This window comes from Rhizobium oryziradicis, from assembly GCF_001939045.1.
Lineage (GTDB): Bacteria > Pseudomonadota > Alphaproteobacteria > Rhizobiales > Rhizobiaceae > Allorhizobium > Allorhizobium oryziradicis.
The window spans coordinates 318,670-339,661 of sequence record NZ_MKIM01000025.1 but is presented as its reverse complement, the minus strand read 5'-3'; the positions used below and the strand labels follow the sequence as shown (position 1 = coordinate 339,661).

At 55.6% G+C, this 20,992-nt stretch carries 20 protein-coding genes and 1 tRNA gene; 10 read left to right on the top strand and 11 right to left on the bottom strand.

The features are described from left to right. Nucleotides 1–29: 29 nt before the first annotated feature. Nucleotides 30–656 carry a ribonuclease D gene (locus tag BJF95_RS09570; RefSeq protein ID WP_075639208.1) on the bottom strand — a complete coding sequence of 209 codons (627 nt, stop codon included), beginning with the start codon at nucleotides 654–656 and terminating at the stop codon, nucleotides 30–32. A gap of 69 nt (nucleotides 657–725) precedes the next feature. Next, entirely contained in the window at nucleotides 726–2,276 is a 1,551-nt protein-coding gene (locus BJF95_RS09565) for an alkaline phosphatase family protein (RefSeq protein WP_075639207.1), read from the bottom strand. 708 nt (nucleotides 2,277–2,984) lie between these two features. Here BJF95_RS09565 and BJF95_RS09560 point away from each other — a divergent pair. The 3 genes from BJF95_RS09560 to BJF95_RS09550 all read left to right on the top strand — a co-directional run bounded on the left by BJF95_RS09560 (nucleotide 2,985) and on the right by BJF95_RS09550 (nucleotide 6,408). After that, nucleotides 2,985–4,409 carry a phosphomannomutase gene (locus tag BJF95_RS09560; RefSeq protein WP_075639206.1) on the top strand — a complete coding sequence of 475 codons (1,425 nt, stop codon included), beginning with the start codon at nucleotides 2,985–2,987 and terminating at the stop codon, nucleotides 4,407–4,409. Between the two features lie 138 nt (nucleotides 4,410–4,547). Further along, nucleotides 4,548–5,042: an acyl-CoA thioesterase gene (locus tag BJF95_RS09555; RefSeq protein WP_075639374.1), complete on the top strand. Its 495-nt coding sequence runs from the start codon at nucleotides 4,548–4,550 to the stop codon at nucleotides 5,040–5,042. 79 nt (nucleotides 5,043–5,121) lie between these two features. Further along, a complete protein-coding gene (locus BJF95_RS09550; protein WP_075639373.1) occupies nucleotides 5,122–6,408 on the top strand; it encodes a UDP-N-acetylglucosamine 1-carboxyvinyltransferase in 1,287 nt (428 codons plus the stop codon). Nucleotides 6,409–6,545: 137 nt separating this feature from the next. Here BJF95_RS09550 and BJF95_RS09545 read toward each other — a convergent pair whose 3' ends face one another. Next, nucleotides 6,546–7,703 carry a GGDEF domain-containing protein gene (locus BJF95_RS09545; RefSeq protein ID WP_245297279.1) on the bottom strand — a complete coding sequence of 386 codons (1,158 nt, stop codon included), beginning with the start codon at nucleotides 7,701–7,703 and terminating at the stop codon, nucleotides 6,546–6,548. 659 nt (nucleotides 7,704–8,362) lie between these two features. On the opposite strand from BJF95_RS09545, the gene BJF95_RS09540 reads away from it, so the two are divergent. Beyond that, nucleotides 8,363–10,327, top strand: a complete 1,965-nt coding sequence (locus BJF95_RS09540) for a methyl-accepting chemotaxis protein (protein WP_075639204.1) — start codon at nucleotides 8,363–8,365, stop codon at nucleotides 10,325–10,327. Between the two features lie 137 nt (nucleotides 10,328–10,464). Here BJF95_RS09540 and lepA read toward each other — a convergent pair whose 3' ends face one another. Then, nucleotides 10,465–12,288: a translation elongation factor 4 gene (gene lepA, locus BJF95_RS09535; protein ID WP_075639203.1), complete on the bottom strand. Its 1,824-nt coding sequence runs from the start codon at nucleotides 12,286–12,288 to the stop codon at nucleotides 10,465–10,467. 146 nt (nucleotides 12,289–12,434) lie between these two features. After that, nucleotides 12,435–13,421, bottom strand: coding sequence for a cell division protein FtsZ (gene ftsZ, locus BJF95_RS09530; protein ID WP_075639372.1), 987 nt, complete (start codon nucleotides 13,419–13,421; stop codon nucleotides 12,435–12,437). A 188-nt stretch (nucleotides 13,422–13,609) separates the two neighbouring features. Between ftsZ and BJF95_RS09525 the strand changes: the two genes are divergently transcribed. Next, entirely contained in the window at nucleotides 13,610–14,191 is a 582-nt protein-coding gene (locus tag BJF95_RS09525; RefSeq protein ID WP_075639202.1) for a helix-turn-helix domain-containing protein, read from the top strand. A 9-nt stretch (nucleotides 14,192–14,200) separates the two neighbouring features. Next, a complete protein-coding gene (locus BJF95_RS09520; RefSeq protein ID WP_075639201.1) occupies nucleotides 14,201–14,740 on the top strand; it encodes a GNAT family N-acetyltransferase in 540 nt (179 codons plus the stop codon). Between the two features lie 73 nt (nucleotides 14,741–14,813). Here the strand turns inward: BJF95_RS09520 and BJF95_RS09515 are convergent, their stop codons facing one another. Then, nucleotides 14,814–15,002 (bottom strand): YegP family protein, encoded by a 189-nt coding sequence (locus BJF95_RS09515; protein WP_075639200.1) that lies wholly within the window; start codon nucleotides 15,000–15,002, stop codon nucleotides 14,814–14,816. A 104-nt stretch (nucleotides 15,003–15,106) separates the two neighbouring features. Between BJF95_RS09515 and BJF95_RS09510 the strand changes: the two genes are divergently transcribed. Beyond that, nucleotides 15,107–15,415 carry an Rdx family protein gene (locus BJF95_RS09510; RefSeq protein WP_075639199.1) on the top strand — a complete coding sequence of 103 codons (309 nt, stop codon included), beginning with the start codon at nucleotides 15,107–15,109 and terminating at the stop codon, nucleotides 15,413–15,415. 24 nt (nucleotides 15,416–15,439) lie between these two features. Here the strand turns inward: BJF95_RS09510 and BJF95_RS24635 are convergent, their stop codons facing one another. Together BJF95_RS24635 and BJF95_RS24355 are read right to left on the bottom strand one after the other, a co-directional pair. Next, nucleotides 15,440–15,529 carry a hypothetical protein gene (locus tag BJF95_RS24635; RefSeq protein ID WP_425348687.1) on the bottom strand — a complete coding sequence of 30 codons (90 nt, stop codon included), beginning with the start codon at nucleotides 15,527–15,529 and terminating at the stop codon, nucleotides 15,440–15,442. After that, nucleotides 15,526–15,789, bottom strand: coding sequence for a hypothetical protein (locus BJF95_RS24355; protein ID WP_245297278.1), 264 nt, complete (start codon nucleotides 15,787–15,789; stop codon nucleotides 15,526–15,528). The genes BJF95_RS24635 and BJF95_RS24355 overlap by 4 nt, the downstream gene beginning before the upstream one ends. Before the next feature lie 520 nt (nucleotides 15,790–16,309). On the opposite strand from BJF95_RS24355, the gene BJF95_RS09495 reads away from it, so the two are divergent. The 3 genes from BJF95_RS09495 to BJF95_RS09485 all read left to right on the top strand — a co-directional run bounded on the left by BJF95_RS09495 (nucleotide 16,310) and on the right by BJF95_RS09485 (nucleotide 18,448). Next, nucleotides 16,310–16,396, top strand: a tRNA-Leu gene (locus tag BJF95_RS09495). 272 nt (nucleotides 16,397–16,668) lie between these two features. Beyond that, complete coding sequence (locus BJF95_RS09490; protein WP_075639371.1) at nucleotides 16,669–17,880, top strand: DNA cytosine methyltransferase; 1,212 nt, start codon at nucleotides 16,669–16,671, stop codon at nucleotides 17,878–17,880. Next, the gene (locus BJF95_RS09485; RefSeq protein ID WP_075639196.1) at nucleotides 17,870–18,448 is read left to right on the top strand and encodes a GIY-YIG nuclease family protein; all 579 of its coding nucleotides are present in this window, start codon (nucleotides 17,870–17,872) and stop codon (nucleotides 18,446–18,448) included. Before BJF95_RS09490 ends, BJF95_RS09485 begins: the two co-directional genes overlap by 11 nt. 15 nt (nucleotides 18,449–18,463) lie before the next feature. Here BJF95_RS09485 and BJF95_RS09480 read toward each other — a convergent pair whose 3' ends face one another. From BJF95_RS09480 to BJF95_RS09470, 3 genes are all read right to left on the bottom strand, one after another. Beyond that, the gene (locus BJF95_RS09480) at nucleotides 18,464–18,874 is read right to left on the bottom strand and encodes a hypothetical protein (RefSeq protein WP_075639195.1); all 411 of its coding nucleotides are present in this window, start codon (nucleotides 18,872–18,874) and stop codon (nucleotides 18,464–18,466) included. Between the two features lie 122 nt (nucleotides 18,875–18,996). Further along, nucleotides 18,997–19,977, bottom strand: coding sequence for a type II secretion system F family protein (locus BJF95_RS09475; protein WP_075639194.1), 981 nt, complete (start codon nucleotides 19,975–19,977; stop codon nucleotides 18,997–18,999). A gap of 9 nt (nucleotides 19,978–19,986) precedes the next feature. After that, complete coding sequence (locus BJF95_RS09470; protein ID WP_075639193.1) at nucleotides 19,987–20,991, bottom strand: type II secretion system F family protein; 1,005 nt, start codon at nucleotides 20,989–20,991, stop codon at nucleotides 19,987–19,989. Nucleotide 20,992: the final 1 nt, after the last annotated feature.

Here is a 20,992-nt window from a genome sequence, read left to right as displayed (position 1 = left end):
AGATGTGCCTGATGTGGCCCTTCAATTGCTCAGCTATGGGCAAAAATATCCGTGTCATCCCAGCCCAGAAGGTCCAGTTTGGCGCGGGTGGGCAGAAACTCGAAACAGGCTTTGGCGTGCTCCATGCGGCCATCGCGCACGAGCCGCTCGGTGAGCTTGTCGCGCAAGGCGTGCAGATGCAGCACATCGGATGCCGCATATTCCAATTGGGCCTGGCTCAGCTTTTCCGCCGCCCAATCAGACGATTGCTGCGCCTTGGAAATATCCACCTCCAGCATTTCCTTGAGATTGTCCTTCAAACCATGGCGATCTGTGTAGGTGCGGCTCAGGCGCGAGGCAATCTTGGTACAAAACACCGGCGTGCAGGTGACACCAAAGGTGTGAAACAACACTGCAATGTCAAACCGGCCATAGTGGAAGATTTTTTCAACACCCGGATTGGCCAAAAGCCCCACCAGATGGGGGGCCTCCTTTTGATTGGCTGCAATGCGGATCACGTCAGCAGTGCCATCACCGGGAGAAAGCTGCACCACACAGAGGCGGTCCCGGCGCGGCACAAGACCAAGAGTTTCTGTGTCGATGGCAATTGCGCCGGTGTAGCGCGCGCAATCTTCTGCGCGAATATCCCCTTCATGATAGCGAATTTTGGCCGCCATATCTGTCTCCAAACGTCAATATCGTGACGCCCGCTATACTGGAAACAGGCGCGCGGAGATACCCGTTTTCTAAATCGACAGACGCGGCTTGCTGATGGGGCCATTCTCGCGAAGCTCCGTGTAGGCCAAAGTCTGGTCGAGATGCTCTGCCCGGAGCGCCAGAAGCTTTTCGGCATAGTAAAGCCGGGTGGCAAGATGGGTGGGGTCATCGGCCAGATTGTTCATCTCGCCCGGGTCCGCTTGCAAATCAAACAGCAGCGGCGGCAGACCGGCAAAATGCACATATTTGAACTGATGATCGCGCACGACAGCCAGATTGCACTGGTTGGATTTCAGGCCCAGCGCCTCCTCTGACGCATTGGTGACAACATCGCGAAAATCAAACTCCCAAAAGGCGTGATCGCGCCAGCCCTTTGGGTGTTCGCCTGCCAAAAATGGCAGAAGCGATGCGCCATCCTGATGGTTTCTGGGTGTGATCTTCATCCGCTCCAGCAGCGTCGGCATGAGATCGGCGGAGGAGGTGAAATCTTCCACCACACGCCCCGCCCTGTCTGCATGGGCCGGGTCCCTGATCACCAGAGGAATATGATAGCTGCCATCATAAGCGCCACCTTTGCCCATCATCCAGTGATCGCCCATCATCTCGGCGTGGTCGGAGGTAAACACAATGATGGTGTTGTCCCAATCGCCCTTCTGTTTCAGCGTATCCGTGATGCGGCCAAACTGAGCATCAACCTCGGCGATCATGCCGTAATAAATCGCACGTATGGTGTCGATGTCGTCCAAACTCCAATCGCACACGCGGCCTTGTGCGCCATAGACGAAGGACGATTGGGGCAGCTGGCGCAAAAACAGCGCGGCCAGCGGATGCACGGCCATTTCCTCTTCCACCGTTGCATGGCGCATAAGTTTTTTAGCACCCTGCAGATCAAACATCCGGTTATAGGGCTCAGGCACGCAGAATGGTGGATGCGGGCGCAGGAAGGAGATATGCGCAAACCATGGTCGGCTTTGCTCCTCGCGCCAGCTGAGAAAAGCGTCAGTCAAAAAGGCGGTCTGGGTTTCCTCTGCGCTATAGGCGGGAGGCTCACGGCTGGGTGTTGTGGCGAGTGGGTCTGCTGGCCAGCACGAGGGTTTGTGAATGTCGCGGGTGGGTCTGTCGCCACCCCGGCGGGTTTTCAGCCAGCTCAGCCATTGCCGGTCGTCTTCCAGCAGCAATTGCCCGACAGTGAAGCCTGGCAACACGCCTTCATAACTGCTCAGATGCGGATCGGCAGGATCCAGCGATCTGGGATCCAGCGAAACATCGGTGTAGCCGAACAATGTCGGATCATAGCCTGCGCGCCGCGCAGCCAGCGCCAGCGTGTCAAACCGGGCATCCAGTGGTGAGCCATTGCGGCAAACGCGGTGGTTCATCTGATAAAGACCGGTATAGATTGAAGCACGCGCTGGTGAGCAGGGAGCCGCATTGGCGAAATGCTGGCGAAACAAGGTGCCATCTTTGGCCAAAGCGTCGATATGAGGTGTGCGAACCACCGCATGTCCCACGGCAGAGAGACAGTCTCCGCGCCACTGATCTGCGGTGATCAGCAGTATATTGGGCGCGCGGTTATCCTTCATCAATCCTCACCTCCCGTTTACAGCACCGCTCGCCATATATTGCGCAGGTGCCGTACCAATCGATCTCCACCCCAAATGCCTTTATTTCGATGGGCAACCTATCGAAAGCCACGCTCATCGGCCATTCACTGTTTTTGGGTGTTTTCTATTATTTTATGGCCGATATGCATGAAATCAGATCAAATTTGCCGAAATTCTAGCCAATGTTGGGGCAATTTTCTCAATTTGAGGCGCTGAACCCCTGTTTTTCGGGGCGAAATCATGATGCTCATTGCTTCTTATGGATGTGAGTTATGCGAATTTTGCATTGCTGCGTTGCGGTATCGGGAATATTCAAAGCGAAAAAATGCGCTATATTCAAATCATCGAAGCGACGCACTCCTCCTCCCAGTGTCGCTTTGTTGGGATCGGCAATACTCCTCCTCCTCCCAATTGCCGATCAAGTTCAAGAGCTCGACGCATCCTCCTCCCGCGTCGAGCTCTTTTCCATTTTATCTCCCCTTATAGAATTTCCGATCTTCGCGGCATGTTTCCTTCAATCAGCGCTGATTGACAGTGAAACAACACGCAGATGTAAAGCGTCCGTTGTGAGCTTGATGAGGGGCAAAGCGCTGTCGAGACGTAAAATGTCTTTGCCCGCGTCTTCGGCACTTTGACGCCGCCTTTCTCCGTCGATATACCCGTTGCACAGAGAAGGAGACTGACCGTATGAGCGCAAAATTCGGAACGAGTGGCCTGCGCGGTTTGTCAACCGAGCTTGTCGGCAGTGTGTCGGCGCTGCATGCAACGGCTTTTGCGCATATGCTGTTGGCCAAAGGCTATGTGCGTCCGGGCGCGCGGGTCTTGATCGGGCAGGATTTTCGCCCCTCCAGCCCAAAGATTGCGGCCAATTGCATGGCAGCTCTCACGCGCGCTGGCCTAACCCCGGTGGATTGCGGTGCCTTGCCCACACCGGCCCTTGCGCTCTATGGCATGAGTATTGGTGCCGCCTCTTTGATGATCACCGGCTCGCACATTCCAGCCGATCGCAATGGCATCAAATTTTACCGCCCGGATGGCGAAATCGACAAGGCTGACGAGATTGCGATTACCGAGCTTGCCACGGCTCTGAGCGATGACGCATCCGCCAACCGCGTGGAGCATGGCACGGCTGAAGACGACAGCGCTCGCGCCGCAAGCCTGTTTGTTGAGCGCAATGCCCGCCTGCTGCCAGATGATGCCTTGGCGGGTTTGAAAGTCGGTGTCTATCAGCACAGCAGCGTGGGTCGCGATATGCTGGTGACCATGCTGGAAGGCTATGGCGCGCGGGTTTTGCCGCTGGGCCGCTCCGAGATCTTCATTCCCGTGGATACCGAGGCGGTGTCCAACGAAACTTGCGAAAAAATGAGCGTGTGGTCCAAGGAATTCGGCCTTGACGCCATTGTCTCGACCGATGGCGATGCCGACCGGCCTTTGGTGGCCGATGAGCATGGCGCACCGCTGCGCGGCGATCTGCTGGGGCTGATCACAGCTCAGTTTTTGCAGGCAGAGGTCATTGCAACGCCCGTCACGTCAAACTCGGGGATCGAGACCGTCAGCGGTGTCGATGTGGCACGCACACGCGTGGGCTCCCCCTATGTCATCGCCGCTATGAGTGAAGCTTTGCATGCGGGCAAAAGCAATGTCATGGGCTTTGAAGCCAATGGCGGGGTGATGCTGGCCTCGGATTTTTCGGTCAACGGCACAGTGCTTGCGGCCCTGCCGACACGCGATTGCATGTTGCCCATTCTGGCAGCACTTTTTGCCGCTGCCAGCAGCAAAATGCCTTTGTCTGCTCTGGTCACACGCTATGCTCTGCCGGTCGCGCTGTCAGATCGCATCGAGAATTTCGCGCAAGATCGCAGCAGCACGTTGATGGCGCATCTGCGCGCCTCAGACGATAACCTCAGCGCTTTTCTTGGCTCCATTGGCACGGTCAAAGCCAAAAGTGATATTGATGGCCTTCGGGTCACCTTGGGCGATGACCGGGTCATTCACTTTCGCCCATCGGGTAATGCGCCCGAGATGCGCTGCTATGTGGAGGCATCGGATCAGACGGCTGCGGAAAGCTTGATGCAACAGGGCCTTGCGGCCTTATCGGGCTGGCAGGTTTGAGACGCGGGCTTTTTTTCACCGTTTCCGCCGCTCTTTATATCTGCTGCATAAGTCCTGAAATTGATTTCGATTTCAGGACTTATGCAGTATCCCTTTTCGCAGGATGCAATGATATCGCAGTTGCGAAAGGATGAAGTCATGGACCGCGCCCACGATCCCAGTGAGCTTGAAATGGTTGTGCTGATGACGCCAGATATGGCGAATTTTTCCGGCAAGGTGCATGGCGGCGCGCTGTTGAACCTTCTGGATCGCGTGGCCTATTCCTGCGCCTCGCGGTTTTCCCAGCAATATGCCGTGACACTCTCGGTGGATCAGGTGGTTTTTCGCCAGCCGATCCATGTGGGCGAATTGGTCACCTTTCGCGCATCCGTCAATTACGCGGGCCGTACCTCGATGGAAGTGGGCATTCGGGTGGAGGCAGAAGAAATTCGCACCGGCGAGCGCCGTCATACCAATTCCTGTTATTTTACCATGGTGGCCGTGGATGCGCACGGCAAGCCAACAGCCGTGCCTTCGCTCAATCCGCAAACCACCGTCAAGCAGCGGCGCGAGAAGGCTGCCATCAACCGGCGCGAATTGCGCCATGAATTCCAGGCTCGGTTTGAAGAGGTCAGTGCTGCCGGGCAAGAGTAAGTGTTTCTGCCATCGTTTCGTCTCTTTCCTGCGATGAACGGTAAATGTTGAGAAATCATAACAAATGAATGGAGCCGGGATGGCTAATCTTGTGGTTGAAGGCGGTTATCCCGTCAGTGGTACTGTGCGGCCGTCTGGCAACAAGAATGCCGTGCTGCCGATGCTCTGCGCCACCTTGCTGAGTGAAGATGAGGTGACGTTGGAAAACGTGCCCGACATCAGCGACATCGATAAATTGCTGGCCTATTTCGAGAGCAAGGGCTCGCGCTTCCACCGGGATCGTGCTGCGCAGACGCTGACCATTCAGCATGATTTCCAAGCTTTTATTACCAACGAGGCCGAGTTGCCTTTTGGTATTCGTGCCGCCGTGTTGTTGCTGGCTCCGGCCATGGTGCGCAGCGGCAATCTGCATTTTGACACCGAGGCCAAAGGCTGTGCCTTGGGTGTGCGTGAAATTGATCCGCATCTGGAAATCTTGCAGCGTTTCGGCTGCCGCATGACGGCGCGCCATCCCTGCCATATGGAGGCGGTCGGGCCGGTGACGGCTGCAAAAATCTGGGCGGATTACGCCTCTGTGACCGCAACAGAAACCTTCATCATGATGGCCAGCGTGGCAGAAGGCGTCTCGGTGCTCAACAATGCGGCCTCCGAGCCGCATGTGCAGGCGCTGTGCGAGATGCTGGTGGCCATGGGTGCCAAGATTGACGGTATCGGCACATCGCGCCTGACGGTGACAGGGGTGGAGCGCCTTTGCGGAACAACGGCCCGCGTGCCGGATGATCACCATGAGGTTGCGACATTTTTGGCAATTGGCGGCGTCACCGGCGGGCGCTTGCGGGTGGAATCGGGCATTGGCGAGCATATGGAGCTGATCTTGCGTCAGTTCAGCAAGCTGGGTCTGGAGTTTGAGGTCGAGCCCGACGCCATCACGGTGACCGGCTGGACACGCAAGATCACCGAACCGTTCACGACAGAGCTGCTGCCCAAGATCGAGGCGGCACCTTGGCCGTATTTTCCGGCTGACCTTTTGCCCCAAGCCATCGGTGTCGCGGTGGGCTGCGAAGGCGACATCATGTTCTGGAACAAGGTCTATGAAGGCGCTTTGGGCTGGACGGGCGAACTGTTGAAATTTGGCGCGCGTGTGCATCTGTCCGATCCGCACCGCCTTGTGGTGTTTGGTAACAACCAGCTGCGTCCGGCGGTGGTCGAGGCACCCTATATCATTCGCGTTGTTGTGGCGCTTCTGGTGGCGGCTGTGCAGGTCAAGGGTGTCACCCGCATTCAAAATGCCGATCCGCTGCGCCGTGCCTATCCGCATTTCGTGGAAAAGCTCACGGCCCTGGGCGCCAAAGTTCACTGGGAATAAGCGGACAGGGAGCGCACAACTGCATCGTGCAGAAAATTTGAATCGGCGCGATGCTCTCAGTTTTTGTTTACGCATCGGATTTATCCGAAAACCGGTTCCCACTTTTCGGCCGATGCTCTCAAGAATGACGCAATAGCTCAGGCGAAGGAGGCTGGGAGGCGGCTGGCGGCCTCCTGCTTTGTGCTGCTGGCAAGGTCATGGGCCTTGAAAGCGCGATTGCGGCCACTTCTCTTGGCATGATAGAGGGCTGTGTCTGCTTTTTTCAGCAGATCTTCCAGGGTGTTGCTCTGCGTTGTGACTGTGGCGACACCAAGACTTGCCGTGACCACCTCGTCCTGACCAAGTCCGCTGTGGGGAATGCGCAGCGCCTCAATGGCAGCGCGGATGACTTCTGCAATTTCCAGCCCTGCCGCCTCGTCGGCATTATCGATCAGCACCAGAATTTCTTCTCCGCCAAAGCGGAACACGTGACCATCATGGCCGATCATCTCGGAAATCGATTGACTGACCTTGCGCAGGCATTCATCGCCGTGAATATGACCATGAAGGTCATTAAAGGTTTTGAAATGGTCGATATCCAGCAGGATGGCGCAGACGGTGGATGGCGGGTCACTGGACCACAAATCGGCGCTAATTCGCGACAGGCTATGCCGATTGAGCAGGCCTGTCAGGCCATCCTGCTCTGATTTGAGGATCAATTGCTGGTGCAGAAGTGAGCTTTTCAGCCGATGGAGAAAGTTCATCCGGTCGGTATGCTCAAGATAATAGGCACCAGCCCCCAAGAAAACCGCTGTGCTCAGGACAAGCGAGGCAATGCTGAGATAGACGCCGGACGTAAATGCGCCGGTGAGCTTCATCGTGATGAGGTGGATGGCCGACAGGAGCACCAGCCCGATAACACCGATGAAAAAGCGTGGGCGCAACACAATGATGAAAAACAGGAAGGCTGCGGTATTGGCGTTCTGGTAAGCATATAAATCGTGGCTGTGGCTGAATATTACAGTGGTCATCGGCAAAAGCGTCGAAAAAACCCCCACACCAATGGCCAGCAGGTCGTAGCACAACGCCGTCGGATGACGATGAAGGAAGAAAAGGCCAACAACGACCAGCGGTGTAAAAACGCAGACGCGAACAAAGAGCAATTGTTTAAAAACATCGCCCGCCAATGCCGCGTCACCAAACAGCATAAGATTGTAGACAATTGTGCCGACCACAGCCCAGCCAAGCACCAGTTTCATGCGGCTTGCAGCATAATCCACCAGATAAGCGCGCTCAATCTTTGGGGAAAATCGCATCAATGGAAATCCTCGGCTGACTTGCCGATCAACGTCCTCGACTGTGATGTTCTGCATTATAACGCGCCCAGTTCATTCTGAAATATATCATGATCCGATAAATTGTGATGAATTGATACAGCATACATGCTCTTCGAAGAATATTCTATTTAAAATCGGTGATGGTCTATAAAAAATCTATTCCATCTATGTCGATACAAAAAAATCCATGGAATTTTTAGATGTTTATTCTCTCCATGAAAGCAACGTTCAGTTGCGATTGATTAAAAAAACCTCAACATTTTGGGAATTGCCTTCATCGGCTCACGCTTGACTGACGGTATGTTCAGTATGTGTTCGTTTCTTTCATTGTTTCATGATTTTTTCATGAAATCGCTTTGCTGGCGAGGAAAATTCTCCAGTGATATTCGGGGTACGACGATTTTGTTAAGCACTTTGAAATGAAAGAACATTATAAATATCTAATCTGACGTTGAAGCGCGGCATTATGCCATCTCTCGTTGGTGAGCGACCGAACCAGTACCTATTCTGACACCGGGATTTCTCGCAAAGACCGGCAAAGTACACGGTATGACAGCGGCCGCTTTTATTGGGTTGCCCGACAATGATGAGCAAGGGGCAGGCCTCGAGGAAACGTCATCTTTGCGCAGGAGCGTTATGTGAAGCACATATCTATCATTGGAAAATTTCTCATCATTATGGCGTGCTTCGGGATTTTTTCCCTGGGAATGTCGCTCTATTCTGCCAAGCAGATCGCCAATATTGATAGCAGCTACAGTGCACTGCTTGATGAGGAATCAACGGCGGCATTGTATCTGGCGCGATCAAACCGCAGTCTGCAAGCGGCACGCGCCTCTATCGGCGATTTGCTGATGTCGCGCTCGCCGGAGTTGAATGCCAATGCTGAAAAAGAGCTGAAATCCTCGACCGACAATTTCACGCGCTATATGGATAGGGTGGTCGCAGCACTTCCGGCTCGGCGTGAAGTAGCCGACATAAAGGCCGAAGGTCTTAAAATTCTGCAGGACGCTTGCGGTGCAACCGTTGCGGCCGGGCGGGCGGCCACCAATGACCAGGATGTTAACGCATCGCAACAGCTGTTTTTAAAACAATGCCAGCCCGCTTTCGCGACCATCTCACCCAAGTTCACCACCCTGACCAATGAGATTGTCGACGCGGCATCAAAAGAGAGCGATTCGCTTTCGGCTATCTCAAGCAGCACCGTGTGGACCACGCTGGGTGCTGTCGTCATTGGCCTCCTGGCGGTATTGTTGCTTGGTTTTGTTGCGATCCGCTCTTGGCTTGTAAGACCAATTCAGTCCATGGCTGAAGCCATGAAAGTGCTGGCCGATGGTGATCTTTCTGTTGCTGTTGAAGGTGCTGACCGCCGCGACGAAGTGGGCAAGATGGCCCAGGCCGTGCAAGTGTTCAAAGATAACGGATTGCGTGCCCGCGCATTGGAACAGGAAGCCGAGAAGACCCGCAGTTTGAGCGAAGCCGAGCGTGCGCGTGTCGCACAGGCCGACCGTCAACGCGCCGAAGAAATGGCGCAGGCAACATCGGGTCTCGCCGAAGGGCTGAAATATCTCTCGAAAGGTGATCTCACCTTCCGGCTCAGCCAACCGTTTGCGTCTGATTTCGAGGCCCTGCGGTCCGATTTCAACGCGACTGTGAGCCAGCTTTCTGAGAGCATGCGTGCCGTTGCCGATGCCACGGGCTCGATTGATGGCGGTGCCCGCGAAATCAGCCAGAGCGCCGAGGATCTCTCAAAGCGCACCGAACAACAGGCTGCCTCGCTGGAAGAAACAGCCGCTGCTCTGGACCAGATCACCACCAATGTGTCCAACTCGTCGAAGCGCACAGAGGAAGCCCGCCATATCGCCATAGAGGCCAATAAATCGGCACGGCGTTCGGGCGAGGTCGTTTCCAATGCCGTGACGGCCATGCAGCGCATTGAGCAGTCGTCAAACCAGATCTCCAATATCATTGGCGTCATCGATGAGATTGCCTTCCAGACCAACCTTCTGGCTTTGAATGCAGGCGTTGAAGCAGCCCGCGCAGGCGAAGCCGGCAAGGGTTTTGCTGTGGTGGCCCAAGAGGTCCGTGAACTCGCTCAGCGGTCTGCGCAAGCCGCAAAAGAGATCAAAGGCCTCATCCGCAATTCTGGTGAAGAGGTCAGCGCCGGGGTGAAACTTGTGCAGGAGACGGGCGAAGCTCTGAAGCAAATTGAGGAGCAGGTGGTTATCATCAACAACCAGCTTGATGCCATTGCCACATCGGCCAGAGAGCAGTCCGTTGGTCTGGCGGAAGTGAACACAGCCGTCAACCAGATGGATCAGGTCACCCAGCAAAATGCGGCAATGGTGGAAGAATCAACGGCGGCCAGTGCCACTTTGGCCGGTGAAGTGAAGCGGTTGCGCGACATTATTTCCGAGTTCCGCCTTGGAGCCTCCACTGCCGTTTCATCGGGTCATCGGCCAACGGCGGGCAGGCCTGAAGCCGCAAGCCCAGATCACAAACCGGTACCGTCAGCGGCCCGGCGCATGATTGCCAAAGTGGCCGGTGCTGTCGGTCTTGGCGGCGGAGCAACGGCCGCGGCCGCCGACAATTGGCAGGAGTTCTGACACGGGCAGAATGCCCTGAACCGCAGCCGGTTCAACAAAGAGCTGATGCTATTGGATTGTCGAGCGATCATCACGAAAAAGGGGCGGTTTACCACCGCCCCTTTTTTATATTCGTCTTTTGTTTCAATGCGCGGCGCTTATTCGTCGCTCATCTTCAGGGCGGCAATAAAGGCTTCCTGCGGGATTTCGACCTTGCCGAACTGGCGCATCCGCTTTTTACCGGCCTTCTGCTTGTCCAGCAGCTTGCGTTTACGGCTGGCGTCGCCGCCGTAGCACTTGGCGGTCACGTCCTTGCGCAGGGCAGAGATGGTTTCGCGGGCAATGACATTGCTGCCAATGGCGGCCTGAATCGGGATTTTGAACATGTGCTTGGGGATCAGATCCTTGAGCTTTTCGCACATGTCGCGGCCACGCTTTTCAGCGGCCATGCGGTGAACCATCATGGAGAGGGCATCCACCGGCTCGCCGTTCACAAGGATCGACATCTTCACCAGATTGCCTTCGCGATGACCATCCAGATGGTAGTCGAACGAGGCATAGCCCTTGGAAATCGACTTCAAACGGTCGTAGAAATCGAACACCACTTCGTTGAGCGGCAGCTCATAGGTCAGCATGGCGCGCTTGCCAACATAGGTCAGCTCGGTCTGAATGCCGCGGCGGTCCTGACACAGCTTCAAAATACCACCGAGATAGTCATCCGGGGTCAGAATTGTTGCCTTGATCCATGGCTCGTGGATTTCGGAGATTTTCACCACATCCGGCATGTCAGCTGGATTGTGCAGCTCCTTCTCCGTGCCATCAGTCATGAACATCTTGTAGACAACAGACGGGGCCGTGGCGATCAGATCGAGATCGAATTCACGCTCCAGCCGCTCCTGAATGATTTCCAGATGCAAAAGACCCAAGAAGCCGCAGCGGAAGCCGAAGCCCAAGGCTGCCGAGCTTTCCATCTCAAACGAGAAAGACGCATCGTTGAGACGCAGCTTGCCCATGGCCGAGCGCAGATCTTCAAAATCAGCGGCATCGACTGGGAAGAGGCCGCAGAACACCACCGGCTGCGCAGGCTTGAAGCCGGGCAGCATGGTGGCTGTTGGGCGCTTGTCTTCGGTGATGGTGTCACCGACGCGGGTGTCGGCCACTTCCTTGATCGAGCCGGTGAAAAAGCCGATTTCGCCCGGACCAAGGCTGTCCACTGCCAGCATTTTCGGGGTCAGAACACCAACGCGCTCGACGTGATATTTGGCATCTGTGCCCATCATGCGGATGGTCTGGCCCTTGGCCAGAACACCATCAATCACGCGCACCAGAACCATAACGCCAAGATAGGTGTCGTACCAGCTATCGACCAACAGCGCTTTTAAGGGGCCTTTGTCGCCAAATTCGCTTTTGGGGGCGGGCAGGTGTTTGACAATGGCTTCCAGCACATAGGGAATGCCAAGGCCGGTCTTGGCCGAAATCAGCACCGCTTCGGATGCATCAATGCCAATGACTTCCTCGATCTGTTCCTTGATGCGGTCTGGCTCGGCGGCGGGCAGGTCGATCTTGTTGAGAACAGTGACGATCTCGTGGTTGTTGTCGATGGCCTGATAGACGTTGGCCAGTGTCTGCGCTTCCACACCTTGAGAAGCATCCACCACCAGCAGCGAGCCTTCGCAAGCCGACAGCGAGCGCGACACTTCATAGGCAAAGTCCACGTGGCCGGGGGTGTCGATCAGGTTCAGCACATAGGTTTCGCCATCGTTTGCCTGATAGTGCAAACGCACCGTCTGGGCCTTGATGGTAATGCCGCGCTCACGCTCGATGTCCATGCTGTCGAGCACTTGCTCCGACATATCGCGCTCTGCCAATCCTCCGGTCGATTGGATCAGGCGATCGGCCAGCGTCGATTTGCCGTGGTCAATATGGGCCACGATCGAGAAGTTGCGGATATGGTCGAGAGGGGTGCGGTTATCTGTGCTCATAGGGTTCGCATATAGAGCATTTCAAGGAAAAGTGTGAAGCGGTTTTCCGTCTGAAAATGCGAAAAGAGAAAAGTAATTATGCCCCGCAGCTCTCAAAATGGAAATGCGGGGCTTTTGGCTGGTGTTTTTGACCGCACAGCGGGCTTTTAGCCCTGTGGCTGCGGGTATCCATCATCGCCAAGGCCGGTGGCAACCACAGACACGCGGAAGGTGCCGTCCAGTTCCTTGTCAAAGATCGCGCCGACCACGATGTCGGCCTCATCATAGACTTCATCGCGGATGCGGGTTGCGGCTTCATCCACTTCAAACAGCGTCATATCCATGCCGCCAGAGATCGAGATCAATACGCCCTTGGCACCCCGCATCGAGACTTCGTCGAGCAAAGGATTGGCAATCGCCGCTTCGGCCGCCTTGATGGCGCGGCCATCGCCGGTGGCTTCGCCCGTGCCCATCATGGCCCGGCCCATGCCCTTCATGACGGATTTCACGTCAGCGAAGTCGAGGTTGATCAAGCCTTCCTTGACGATCAGGTCGGTGATGCAGGATACGCCCGAGAACAGAACGCGGTCGGCAATCACAAAGGCGTCGGCAAAGGTGGTCTTGGCATCGGCAATGCGAAACAGGTTCTGATTCGGAATGACGATGACGGTGTCGGTGGCTTCGCGCAGGCGCTCGATGCCTTCTTCGGCAGCCATCATCCGGCGGCGGCCTTCAAAGCTGAAGGGCTTGGTGACCACGCCAACCGTGAGAATGCCTGCATCGCGCGCAGCGCGGGCAATCACAGGAGCGGCCCCCGTGCCCGTGCCGCCGCCCATGCCGGCGGTGACAAAACACATATGGGTGCCTGCGAGATGATCCATCACCTCATGCAGGGTTTCTTCGGCGGCCATGCGGCCGGTTTCTGGAATAGAGCCTGCACCAAGGCCTTGGGTCATTTCAGCACCCAGCTGAATAAGGCGAGGGGCCTTGGACATGGCCAGTGCCTGGGCATCAGTGTTGGCGGCAATAAAGTCCACCCCCTGCAAGCCCTCGGTGATCATGTTGTTGACGGCATTGCCACCGCCGCCGCCAACGCCGATCACGGTAATCTTCGGCCGCATCTCTTCTATTTGCGGTTTTCTGATTTCGATCACGTTTGTCTCCTTGGGTCTGGGCGTCGGCAAATCAACACCGCGCACGAATCACACACTCTCTTGGCACGGGAAAAAGGCCGGGAGTTGGGCGACATGCAAGAGGCTTGTTGATGAAACATCATTTTCCTTGAGCGAGGATGACCATAAATACGGTTGACTCCATTAAATGATCATGATTTTCTACCATAATGGAAAATTATAGCAATGATTTTGACAATAGCATAGCGGAGCGTCTCAAGGCACTGCGCATGGCAAAAGGCCTCACGCTCGACCAATTGGCCGAGCAATCGGGCGTCAGCCGCGCCATGATTTCACGCATCGAGCGTGCGCAGGCCAGCCCAACGGCGGCCCTCCTTGCGCGGCTTTGCTCGGCGCTGGGGCAGTCTTTGTCAGTATTTTTTGCGCACACTGAGGATAGCTCTCCGCTCGCCCGCTTTGCGCAGCAACCCGTGTGGAAAGACCCGGAAACCGGCTATCGTCGGCGCTCGGTCTCCCCCCCCGGCACAGGATCATCCATAGACGTGGTTGAGGTGGAATTTCCGCCAGGTGCCGTTGTGCATTTCGCATCCCAACCGAGTAGCCGCAATCAATGGCAGCATGTCTGGCTGTTTGAAGGTCGCATGGAACTCACCGTCGGTGATGCGGTGCATGTGCTGGATGCTGGCGATTGCCTGCATATGAACATCGGCGATGTCCACGCCTTTCGCAACCCGACCCAGAATATAGCCCGCTATGCGGTTATCATTGATCTGGGTCGCTCGGCTTTTTGAGGAAATTCTATGACCACAATCCGTATCCTTGGTGTAGATCAGGCAAAAGAGGCGCTTGCAGATTTGAGTGACATTCTGTGTGATTGCGTCAATGGTGGCGCATCGGTTGGATTTATGCTGCCGTTTGAGGTTGCTGATGCCGAAGCCTATTGGCGCGGCGTTGTGACGGCTGTGAATGCTGGCGACGTGGTTTTGCTTGGCGCAGAGCACGGCGGCCGGATCATGGGCACCGTGCAGCTCGGATTAAATCTTCCGCCGAACCAACCCCATCGCGCCGACATCAAAAAACTTCTGGTCCATCGCACAGCCAGAGGCTTGGGCCTCTCGCGTCTGTTGATGGAGAAGGCCGAACAGCAGGCGGCGGCCTTAAGAAAAAGCCTGTTGGTGTTGGACACCGCCACCGGTGAAGTGGCGGAGACCATTTATCACAAGCTCGGTTGGACCAAGGCTGGTATTGTGCCGGACTATGCTCTGTTTCCCGATGGTCGCTTTTGCGACACCTCGATTTTCTATAAGCGGATTGGCGATGGCTCCAACCTATCTATTTAGAGTTTGTCAGGAAAAGTCGAAACCGGTTTTCTGATCAGACAAACGAAAACAAAGAAGCTTGGAGCGTGGTGTTTCATGACCCGGCAGTGGTCGTGTCCTCAATCGTTGCACCCGGCGCATTCTTTTGAATAGAAGCAATGGCACTTAAAGCTGACGCTTTGGCTTTGTAGCCTTCCGAGCCAAACATCGCTTCGCCATTGGAAGCCTTGAAACGAAAACGAAACTCGCCAGCTTTATCCTTGTAGACTTCAAACTTGTACATGATTTTCCCCCTCTTGCTCTTGGCGACATAAAATTACAGGGCATTGCGGGAAAATTCAATTGCACTTTATTATAAATTGAGAATGAAGGGGCGGGATCCGATCCATGACCGAAAAACCAAAAATCACCATTCTCTATTGCACCCAATGCAATTGGTTGCTGCGGGCGGGCTGGATGGCGCAGGAATTGCTGCAGACCTTTGGCGATGACTTGGGCGAAGTTGGGCTTATTCCCGGAACCGGTGGTCATTTTGAGGTGCGGGTCAATGGTGCGCTGGTTTGGGAGCGCAAGCGTGATGGCGGCTTTCCGGGGCCAAAAGAGCTGAAGCAGCGGGTGCGCGATGTAATCGATCCCGAGCGTGATCTTGGGCATGTTGATCGTGTGTCGGTTGAAACACAAAAGGGCGAAGCATAGGCCTCGCCCTGATTGTTGTTGGGTTTACCGGAAGGGTGAGCGGCAAATCCGGTAACGTCCATCACGATCCAGATACCGGTTGCTGTCCGGGTCGTAGGCTCTGTGGTTGTTCAGGCACCAACGGACATGCGCGCCCCAGCCATTGCGCGGTGGCGGTGGTCGGCCATAGCCGGGCGGCGGACCTGGTCGGTAAAATCCAGGCGGTGGTGGCGGCGGTCTACCATAACCGGGTGGTGGGCCGGGCGGCGGGCCTGGGCGATAATAGCCCGGCGGTGGTGGTGGCGGCCTGCCATAAGCAGGGGGTGGGCCAGGGGGGTAATACCCTGGCGGCGGTGGCGGCGGGCGGCCGAAATCGGGTCGATCATAGCAACCATAATTGTCGCAGACGTAGCGAACGTCTTGAACAAGCGGTGTGCTCTTGTCGATAGGTGCCGCCGCAAAAGGCATGGCGAATGACGCTGTCTGCGGTAAGCCAGCAGCAACCATCATCGCAATACCGGCCAGAGCCTTGCGGAAAAAAGACATTCAGTGCCTCCTCGAAGAATCCGTGAGATCCGGATCGTGGTTATGACGTCGCCGTTTGGCATGACGCTATGCAATAGCATTGCGCGTGATTCTGGAGCCGCGCAGCCTGCTATAGCCTTTTGTCTTCATGTGATGGGTGCCATGGTCGATGCGAAGAATATATTAGTGCTCGCGTTTCGGCTTGTCAGTATTTTTCTTTCTGTCAATGAAATCAGTTATTTCTCAATGAAATTCAACGGCCTGTGCAAATGTTGATTTCTCATCCTCCATGTGCATTTTTGCGACCACCAAAAAAATACACAGCCTGACATGAAAAGTTCAAAAACCGTGTTGACAGGGACCGTCTAGCCGACTAAATCCCTCTCCAACGCCCAGATGGCGGAATTGGTAGACGCGCCAGCTTCAGGTGCTGGTACTCGCAAGGGTGTGGAGGTTCGAGTCCTCTTCTGGGCACCAATTCCTTAATCAAGTCAATGGCTTGATTTAAGAATGCCAAACTATAGTCTACCAAAAAAAGCCCGGTTTTACCGGGCTTTTTTGTTGTCTGAAATCTGCGTTTCGTCCTCGGCAGCGCTCTCCCCCGAATTCTGTGTTCTCAAGCCCTAATGTCCTGCTTGTGCAGTTGCTGCCCTCTCGAAAAACATGCTAGAATGAGAACAAATCAGAAACTAATTCGTGTCATGTGTCACATCATCGATCGGGGCACAGATCAGGCTCGAAGGAATGCAATGCGACAGCCGTTTTCGTTCTATGAGTTTTTTGCAGGCGGCGGCATGGCGCGGGCGGGCCTTGGGCCAGCATGGCATTGTGCGTTTGCCAATGATGTCGACGGCAAAAAGGCACTGACCTATCAAGACAACTGGGGCACGGGTGGCGAACTGAATGTTTGTGACATCAGAGCGTTGCATGTCGATCATCTGCCGGGGGCAGTTGATTTGGCCTGGGGCTCGTTTCCCTGTCAGGATTTGTCTTTGGCGGGTGTGGGTGCTGGCCTGCGCGGGGCGCGCTCAAGCACATTCTATCCGTTTTGGGATTTGATGACGGGTCTGAATGCCGACGGGCGTGGTCCAAAGGTGATTGCTTTGGAAAATGTCTGCGGGGCGCTGACCTCCCATAAGGGCGAGGATTTCAAGGCAATTTGCGAGACATTTTCGCAAGCGGGCTATCGTTATGGTGCGCTGGTGGTGGACGCCGCGTTGTTTTTGCCACAGTCGCGACCAAGGCTGTTTTTGATTGGGGTGCGCAAGGATCTGCCGATTGATCCTTCCTTATTGTCGCCGGAGCCGACTTTGCCGTTTCACACCCGCAGTTTGCGCAATGCCCACCAGCGGCTTGGCAAGAGGGTGGCCGACGATTGGTTATGGTGGAATGTTCCGTCTCCGGCGCTGCGCACCACAGCCTTTTGCGATATTCTTGAAGAAAATCCTGCCGATGTTGTCTGGCATACGCCTGAGCAAACTTTGAAATTGCTGGCCAGCATGTCTCCGGTCAATCTGGCCAAGGTGGAGGCCGCCAAACGGGCAGGGCGGCGCATGGTGGGCGGCGTTTACAAACGCACGCGCCCCGAAGCGGCTGGCCGCATTGTGCGGGCCGAGGTGCGTTTTGATGATATTTCGGGCTGTTTGCGCACGCCCAATGGCGGCTCATCGCGCCAGACACTTCTGGTGGTCGAGAATGAGCGGGTTCGCTCGCGGCTGATCTCCGCCCGCGAAACCGCCCGCCTTATGGGGTTGGACGAGAGCTACCGGCTGCCGCGTCGTTATAATGAGGCCTATCACCTGACGGGCGACGGAGTGGCTGTGCCGGTTGTGCGCTTCCTTGCCCACTATCTGTTTGAACCACTCGTAGCGCATGATGTGGCCCATGGTGTTGCCCATGATGTGGCAAAGAACGCCAAATCGCCCATGAACAGCCAAGAGGTTGTGCGGTTTGGCCGTTGATTTCAACTTTCGAAAACGGGCGGTTGCCTCGCTGATCAATGATATTGGCGTCTACATTCTGGCCGATCTCGACAATGTGCCCCTTTATGTCGGCCAATCCAAGGATGGTATTCGCGCCCGCGTGGCCCGTCACCTGACCTCGGCGCGTTCCGATATTATCGCCAACCGGCAGATTGATGTGTGGGAAATAGCCTATGTCTGGGCCTATCCGGTGACGGACAGGGCCGAGATCAACGCTCTGGAGGCTGGGCTTTTTCACCATTTCGACCCAAGCTCTCAATTGGTCAACGGTGCCTTGCCACCGCGCACGGAGCCGCTTGAGCGGTTGCCTGCGCCAACCCAAGTGGTGCAGGTGCTGAGTGACGAGGAGATTTTGGAGCGCAAGCAGCCAGAACAGCGCCTGCCGCGCCAAGCCAATCATTACGCGCAGATTGTCAGCCATTTTCTATCGGTGAAAAATTCGACCCAGATCGCCCGCGCCATGAATGCGCATTTCGAGCGCCTCAATCGCTATCACTCGCTTTTGCTGGGCAAGGCTGAAGTGGTCTCTGGCGAAAGCGAGAGTTAAAAACGGCACAGCTTCTTATTCACCCACATCACGCGGGTTGATGCCCGGTATCCACGCACCATTATTGGGCGGCTGCGTGCCGGTGTAAGACACACCGGTGCCGTCATCGCTATTACCGGTGGTGCAGTGGTAAACCGTGCGCGGCATGCCGGAGCCGAGAAAATGAAAATCGCGGGTGCCACGGCCCTGCATCAACACGGTTTCCGTTGTGCAATTGTAGCTGGGTTGGAGATTTTGCCGATCAATTTCGGCCTGAGATTTGACACCGGGCAAGTCTTTGTAGCGCTCAGTGGGCAAGGTCCAGCTTTGCATGGTCGGCATTTTGTTTGCGCTTGGTTTCTTGATGGGCTCGGCAAATGCGGGTGTCGCCAGCGTGGAAGCGGCCAGCAGCAGGCTTGCGACAAAAGAGGCTGGTGCGCTTTGCATGGTAATCTCCTTCCCGAAGAGTTCGGGTTTCTGTCTCCTATATAAGATCAGATTGCGACCGACAAAAGGGTGGTGCGTTCACAGTTTTTTCAAAACCTGCAAGAGGCAGAGGCGAGACCGGATTAGAAACGATCCGACACCCGCATGCCAGCTGGTCCCAAAATGACAGCAATCAGCACCGGCAGGAAAAAGAGAATCATCGGCACGGTCAGCTTGGGGGGCAGGGCGGCGGCTTTTTTTTCGGCCGCATTCATCCGTTCATCCCGGCTTTCCTGGGCCAGCACGCGCAAGGCCTGCCCAATGGGCGTGCCATAGCGTTCGGCCTGAACCAGAGCCTGACAGACGGATTTAACCGTTTCCAATTGGGTGCGGTTGCCCAGATTTTCATAGGCCAGACGCCGGTCTTGCAAAAACGACAGCTCGGCCGTGGTCAGCACCATTTCTTCCGCCAGATCAGGCGATTGGGTCGCCATCTCATCGGCCACCCGGCGCATGGCCGCTTCAATCGACATACCGGATTCGACGCAGATCAGCATCAGATCAAGCGCATCGGGCCAGGCGCGGCGAATGGAAAGCTGGCGTTTGGAAATGCGATTGGAAACATAGATGTTGGGCAGGTAAAAGCCGATATAGCCCGCCACAATCGCGGCCAGAAGGCGAACGGCAAAAGGCCGCTCATGAAGATTGTGGAAGGCAAAAATCCAGATGCTGGCAAGGGTTAGAAACACAAAGGGCAGCACGAAACGGGCGGCGAGAAATGTGTTGAGCGCATTGGTAGAGCGCAGGCCCGCGGTTTTCAACCGGCCAACGGTGTTCTCGTCCACCAGGGCTTTGCGCAGATTAAAGCGCTCGACAATCTTGCTGGCAGAACTGCTATCGGTGTTGCGCAACGTTCCGCGGCCGGTTTCAGAATTCATGCGGGCACGCTCGCGCGCGCGAATCTGGTCACGCTCGGTGGAGACCGCTTTCATCCGTTTGTTGAGGTCGTTGCGTTCAAACAGCGGCACAACAATGGTGTAAAGGGTGGCAAAAACCGCAACCGCCACCAAAAGCGCGATCAGCAGGGATGGATTGGTCAGACGTGAGGCAAGATCATCTGTCATGGCTTTTCCTCAGATGTCAAAATTGATCATTTGGCGCATGATGAAAATGCCAATCGACATCCATATGCCTGACAGACCCAAAATCAGATGGCCACGCGGATCGGTAAACAAAATCCCGATATACTCAGGCGAGGTGATGTAGACCAAAAGCGTAACAATAAAGGGCAAGGAACCGATGATCACCGCCGACGCCTTGGCCTCCATGGAGAGCGCGCTGACTTTTGCGCGCATCTTGCGCCGCTCACGCAGAACCTTGGATAGATTGGCCAGCGCTTCGGAAAGATTGCCACCCGCCTGCGCCTGAATGGTGATGACGATCGAGAAAAAATTCACCTCCTGGAGCGGCATGGCGGAAAACATGCGGGCGCAGGCTTCCGGCACCGAAATGCCGAGCTGCTGCGAATCCACCACTTTGCGAAATTCCGCCTTCACCGGCTCTTGCGCGTCAGTTGCAATCATGCGCAGCGCGTCATTCAGCGGCAGGCCGGATTTGATGGCGCGCACCATCACATCCAGGGCATTGGGAAACTCGATCAGGAATTTTCCCTGTCGCCGCTTGATCATGAAGTTGACAATCCAGCGCGGCAGGCCGACGCCTGCGACAAAGCCAACGCAAGCCGCCAGCAGCAGGCTCATACCCATAATGAGACCGATGCAGAAAAACACCAGGCCCAGCGTGGTGCTGGCAATGATGAAATGGGTGAGGCTCAAAGCGAAGCCTGTCTGCGGCAAACGTTGTTTCAGCGGTTGATTGGCAATTTTTTTGGTGTTTTCCGCCTGCTTGCGCTCGAGTTCTTTCAACGTGTCCTGCACGGATTTTCGCCGCTTCGACAGTTCCTGTACCCGGTCCCGCGCACTGCGTGCCTTGATGGTGTCTGATTCGGCATTTTTCACGCGCGCCAGCCGGCTTGCCGCCTTTTTGTCGGCCTCGACCTTTGAGAACATCAGCACATAGGCCAGCGAACCTGCCGCAATGGCCGCCAGAACAACAATCGCAAGCACATTGAGGGTCATT

What these genes read in the sequence shown, in the direction of transcription:
- BJF95_RS09570 (WP_075639208.1), bottom strand. Translation starts at nt 656, where the DNA reads ATGGCGGCCAAAATTCGCTATCATGAAGGGGATATTCGCGCAGAAGAT.
- BJF95_RS09565 (WP_075639207.1), bottom strand. Translation starts at nt 2,276, where the DNA reads ATGAAGGATAACCGCGCGCCCAATATACTGCTGATCACCGCAGATCAG.
- BJF95_RS09560 (WP_075639206.1), top strand. Translation starts at nt 2,985, where the DNA reads ATGAGCGCAAAATTCGGAACGAGTGGCCTGCGCGGTTTGTCAACCGAG.
- BJF95_RS09555 (WP_075639374.1), top strand. Translation starts at nt 4,548, where the DNA reads ATGGACCGCGCCCACGATCCCAGTGAGCTTGAAATGGTTGTGCTGATG.
- BJF95_RS09550 (WP_075639373.1), top strand. Translation starts at nt 5,122, where the DNA reads ATGGCTAATCTTGTGGTTGAAGGCGGTTATCCCGTCAGTGGTACTGTG.
- BJF95_RS09545 (WP_245297279.1), bottom strand. Translation starts at nt 7,703, where the DNA reads ATGCGATTTTCCCCAAAGATTGAGCGCGCTTATCTGGTGGATTATGCT.
- lepA (WP_075639203.1), bottom strand. Translation starts at nt 12,288, where the DNA reads ATGAGCACAGATAACCGCACCCCTCTCGACCATATCCGCAACTTCTCG.
- BJF95_RS09525 (WP_075639202.1), top strand. Translation starts at nt 13,610, where the DNA reads ATGGAAAATTATAGCAATGATTTTGACAATAGCATAGCGGAGCGTCTC.
- BJF95_RS09520 (WP_075639201.1), top strand. Translation starts at nt 14,201, where the DNA reads ATGACCACAATCCGTATCCTTGGTGTAGATCAGGCAAAAGAGGCGCTT.
- BJF95_RS09515 (WP_075639200.1), bottom strand. Translation starts at nt 15,002, where the DNA reads ATGTACAAGTTTGAAGTCTACAAGGATAAAGCTGGCGAGTTTCGTTTT.
- BJF95_RS09510 (WP_075639199.1), top strand. Translation starts at nt 15,107, where the DNA reads ATGACCGAAAAACCAAAAATCACCATTCTCTATTGCACCCAATGCAAT.
- BJF95_RS24355 (WP_245297278.1), bottom strand. Translation starts at nt 15,789, where the DNA reads ATGGTTGCTATGATCGACCCGATTTCGGCCGCCCGCCGCCACCGCCGC.
- BJF95_RS09490 (WP_075639371.1), top strand. Translation starts at nt 16,669, where the DNA reads ATGCGACAGCCGTTTTCGTTCTATGAGTTTTTTGCAGGCGGCGGCATG.
- BJF95_RS09480 (WP_075639195.1), bottom strand. Translation starts at nt 18,874, where the DNA reads ATGCAAAGCGCACCAGCCTCTTTTGTCGCAAGCCTGCTGCTGGCCGCT.
- BJF95_RS09475 (WP_075639194.1), bottom strand. Translation starts at nt 19,977, where the DNA reads ATGACAGATGATCTTGCCTCACGTCTGACCAATCCATCCCTGCTGATC.
- BJF95_RS09470 (WP_075639193.1), bottom strand. Translation starts at nt 20,991, where the DNA reads ATGACCCTCAATGTGCTTGCGATTGTTGTTCTGGCGGCCATTGCGGCA.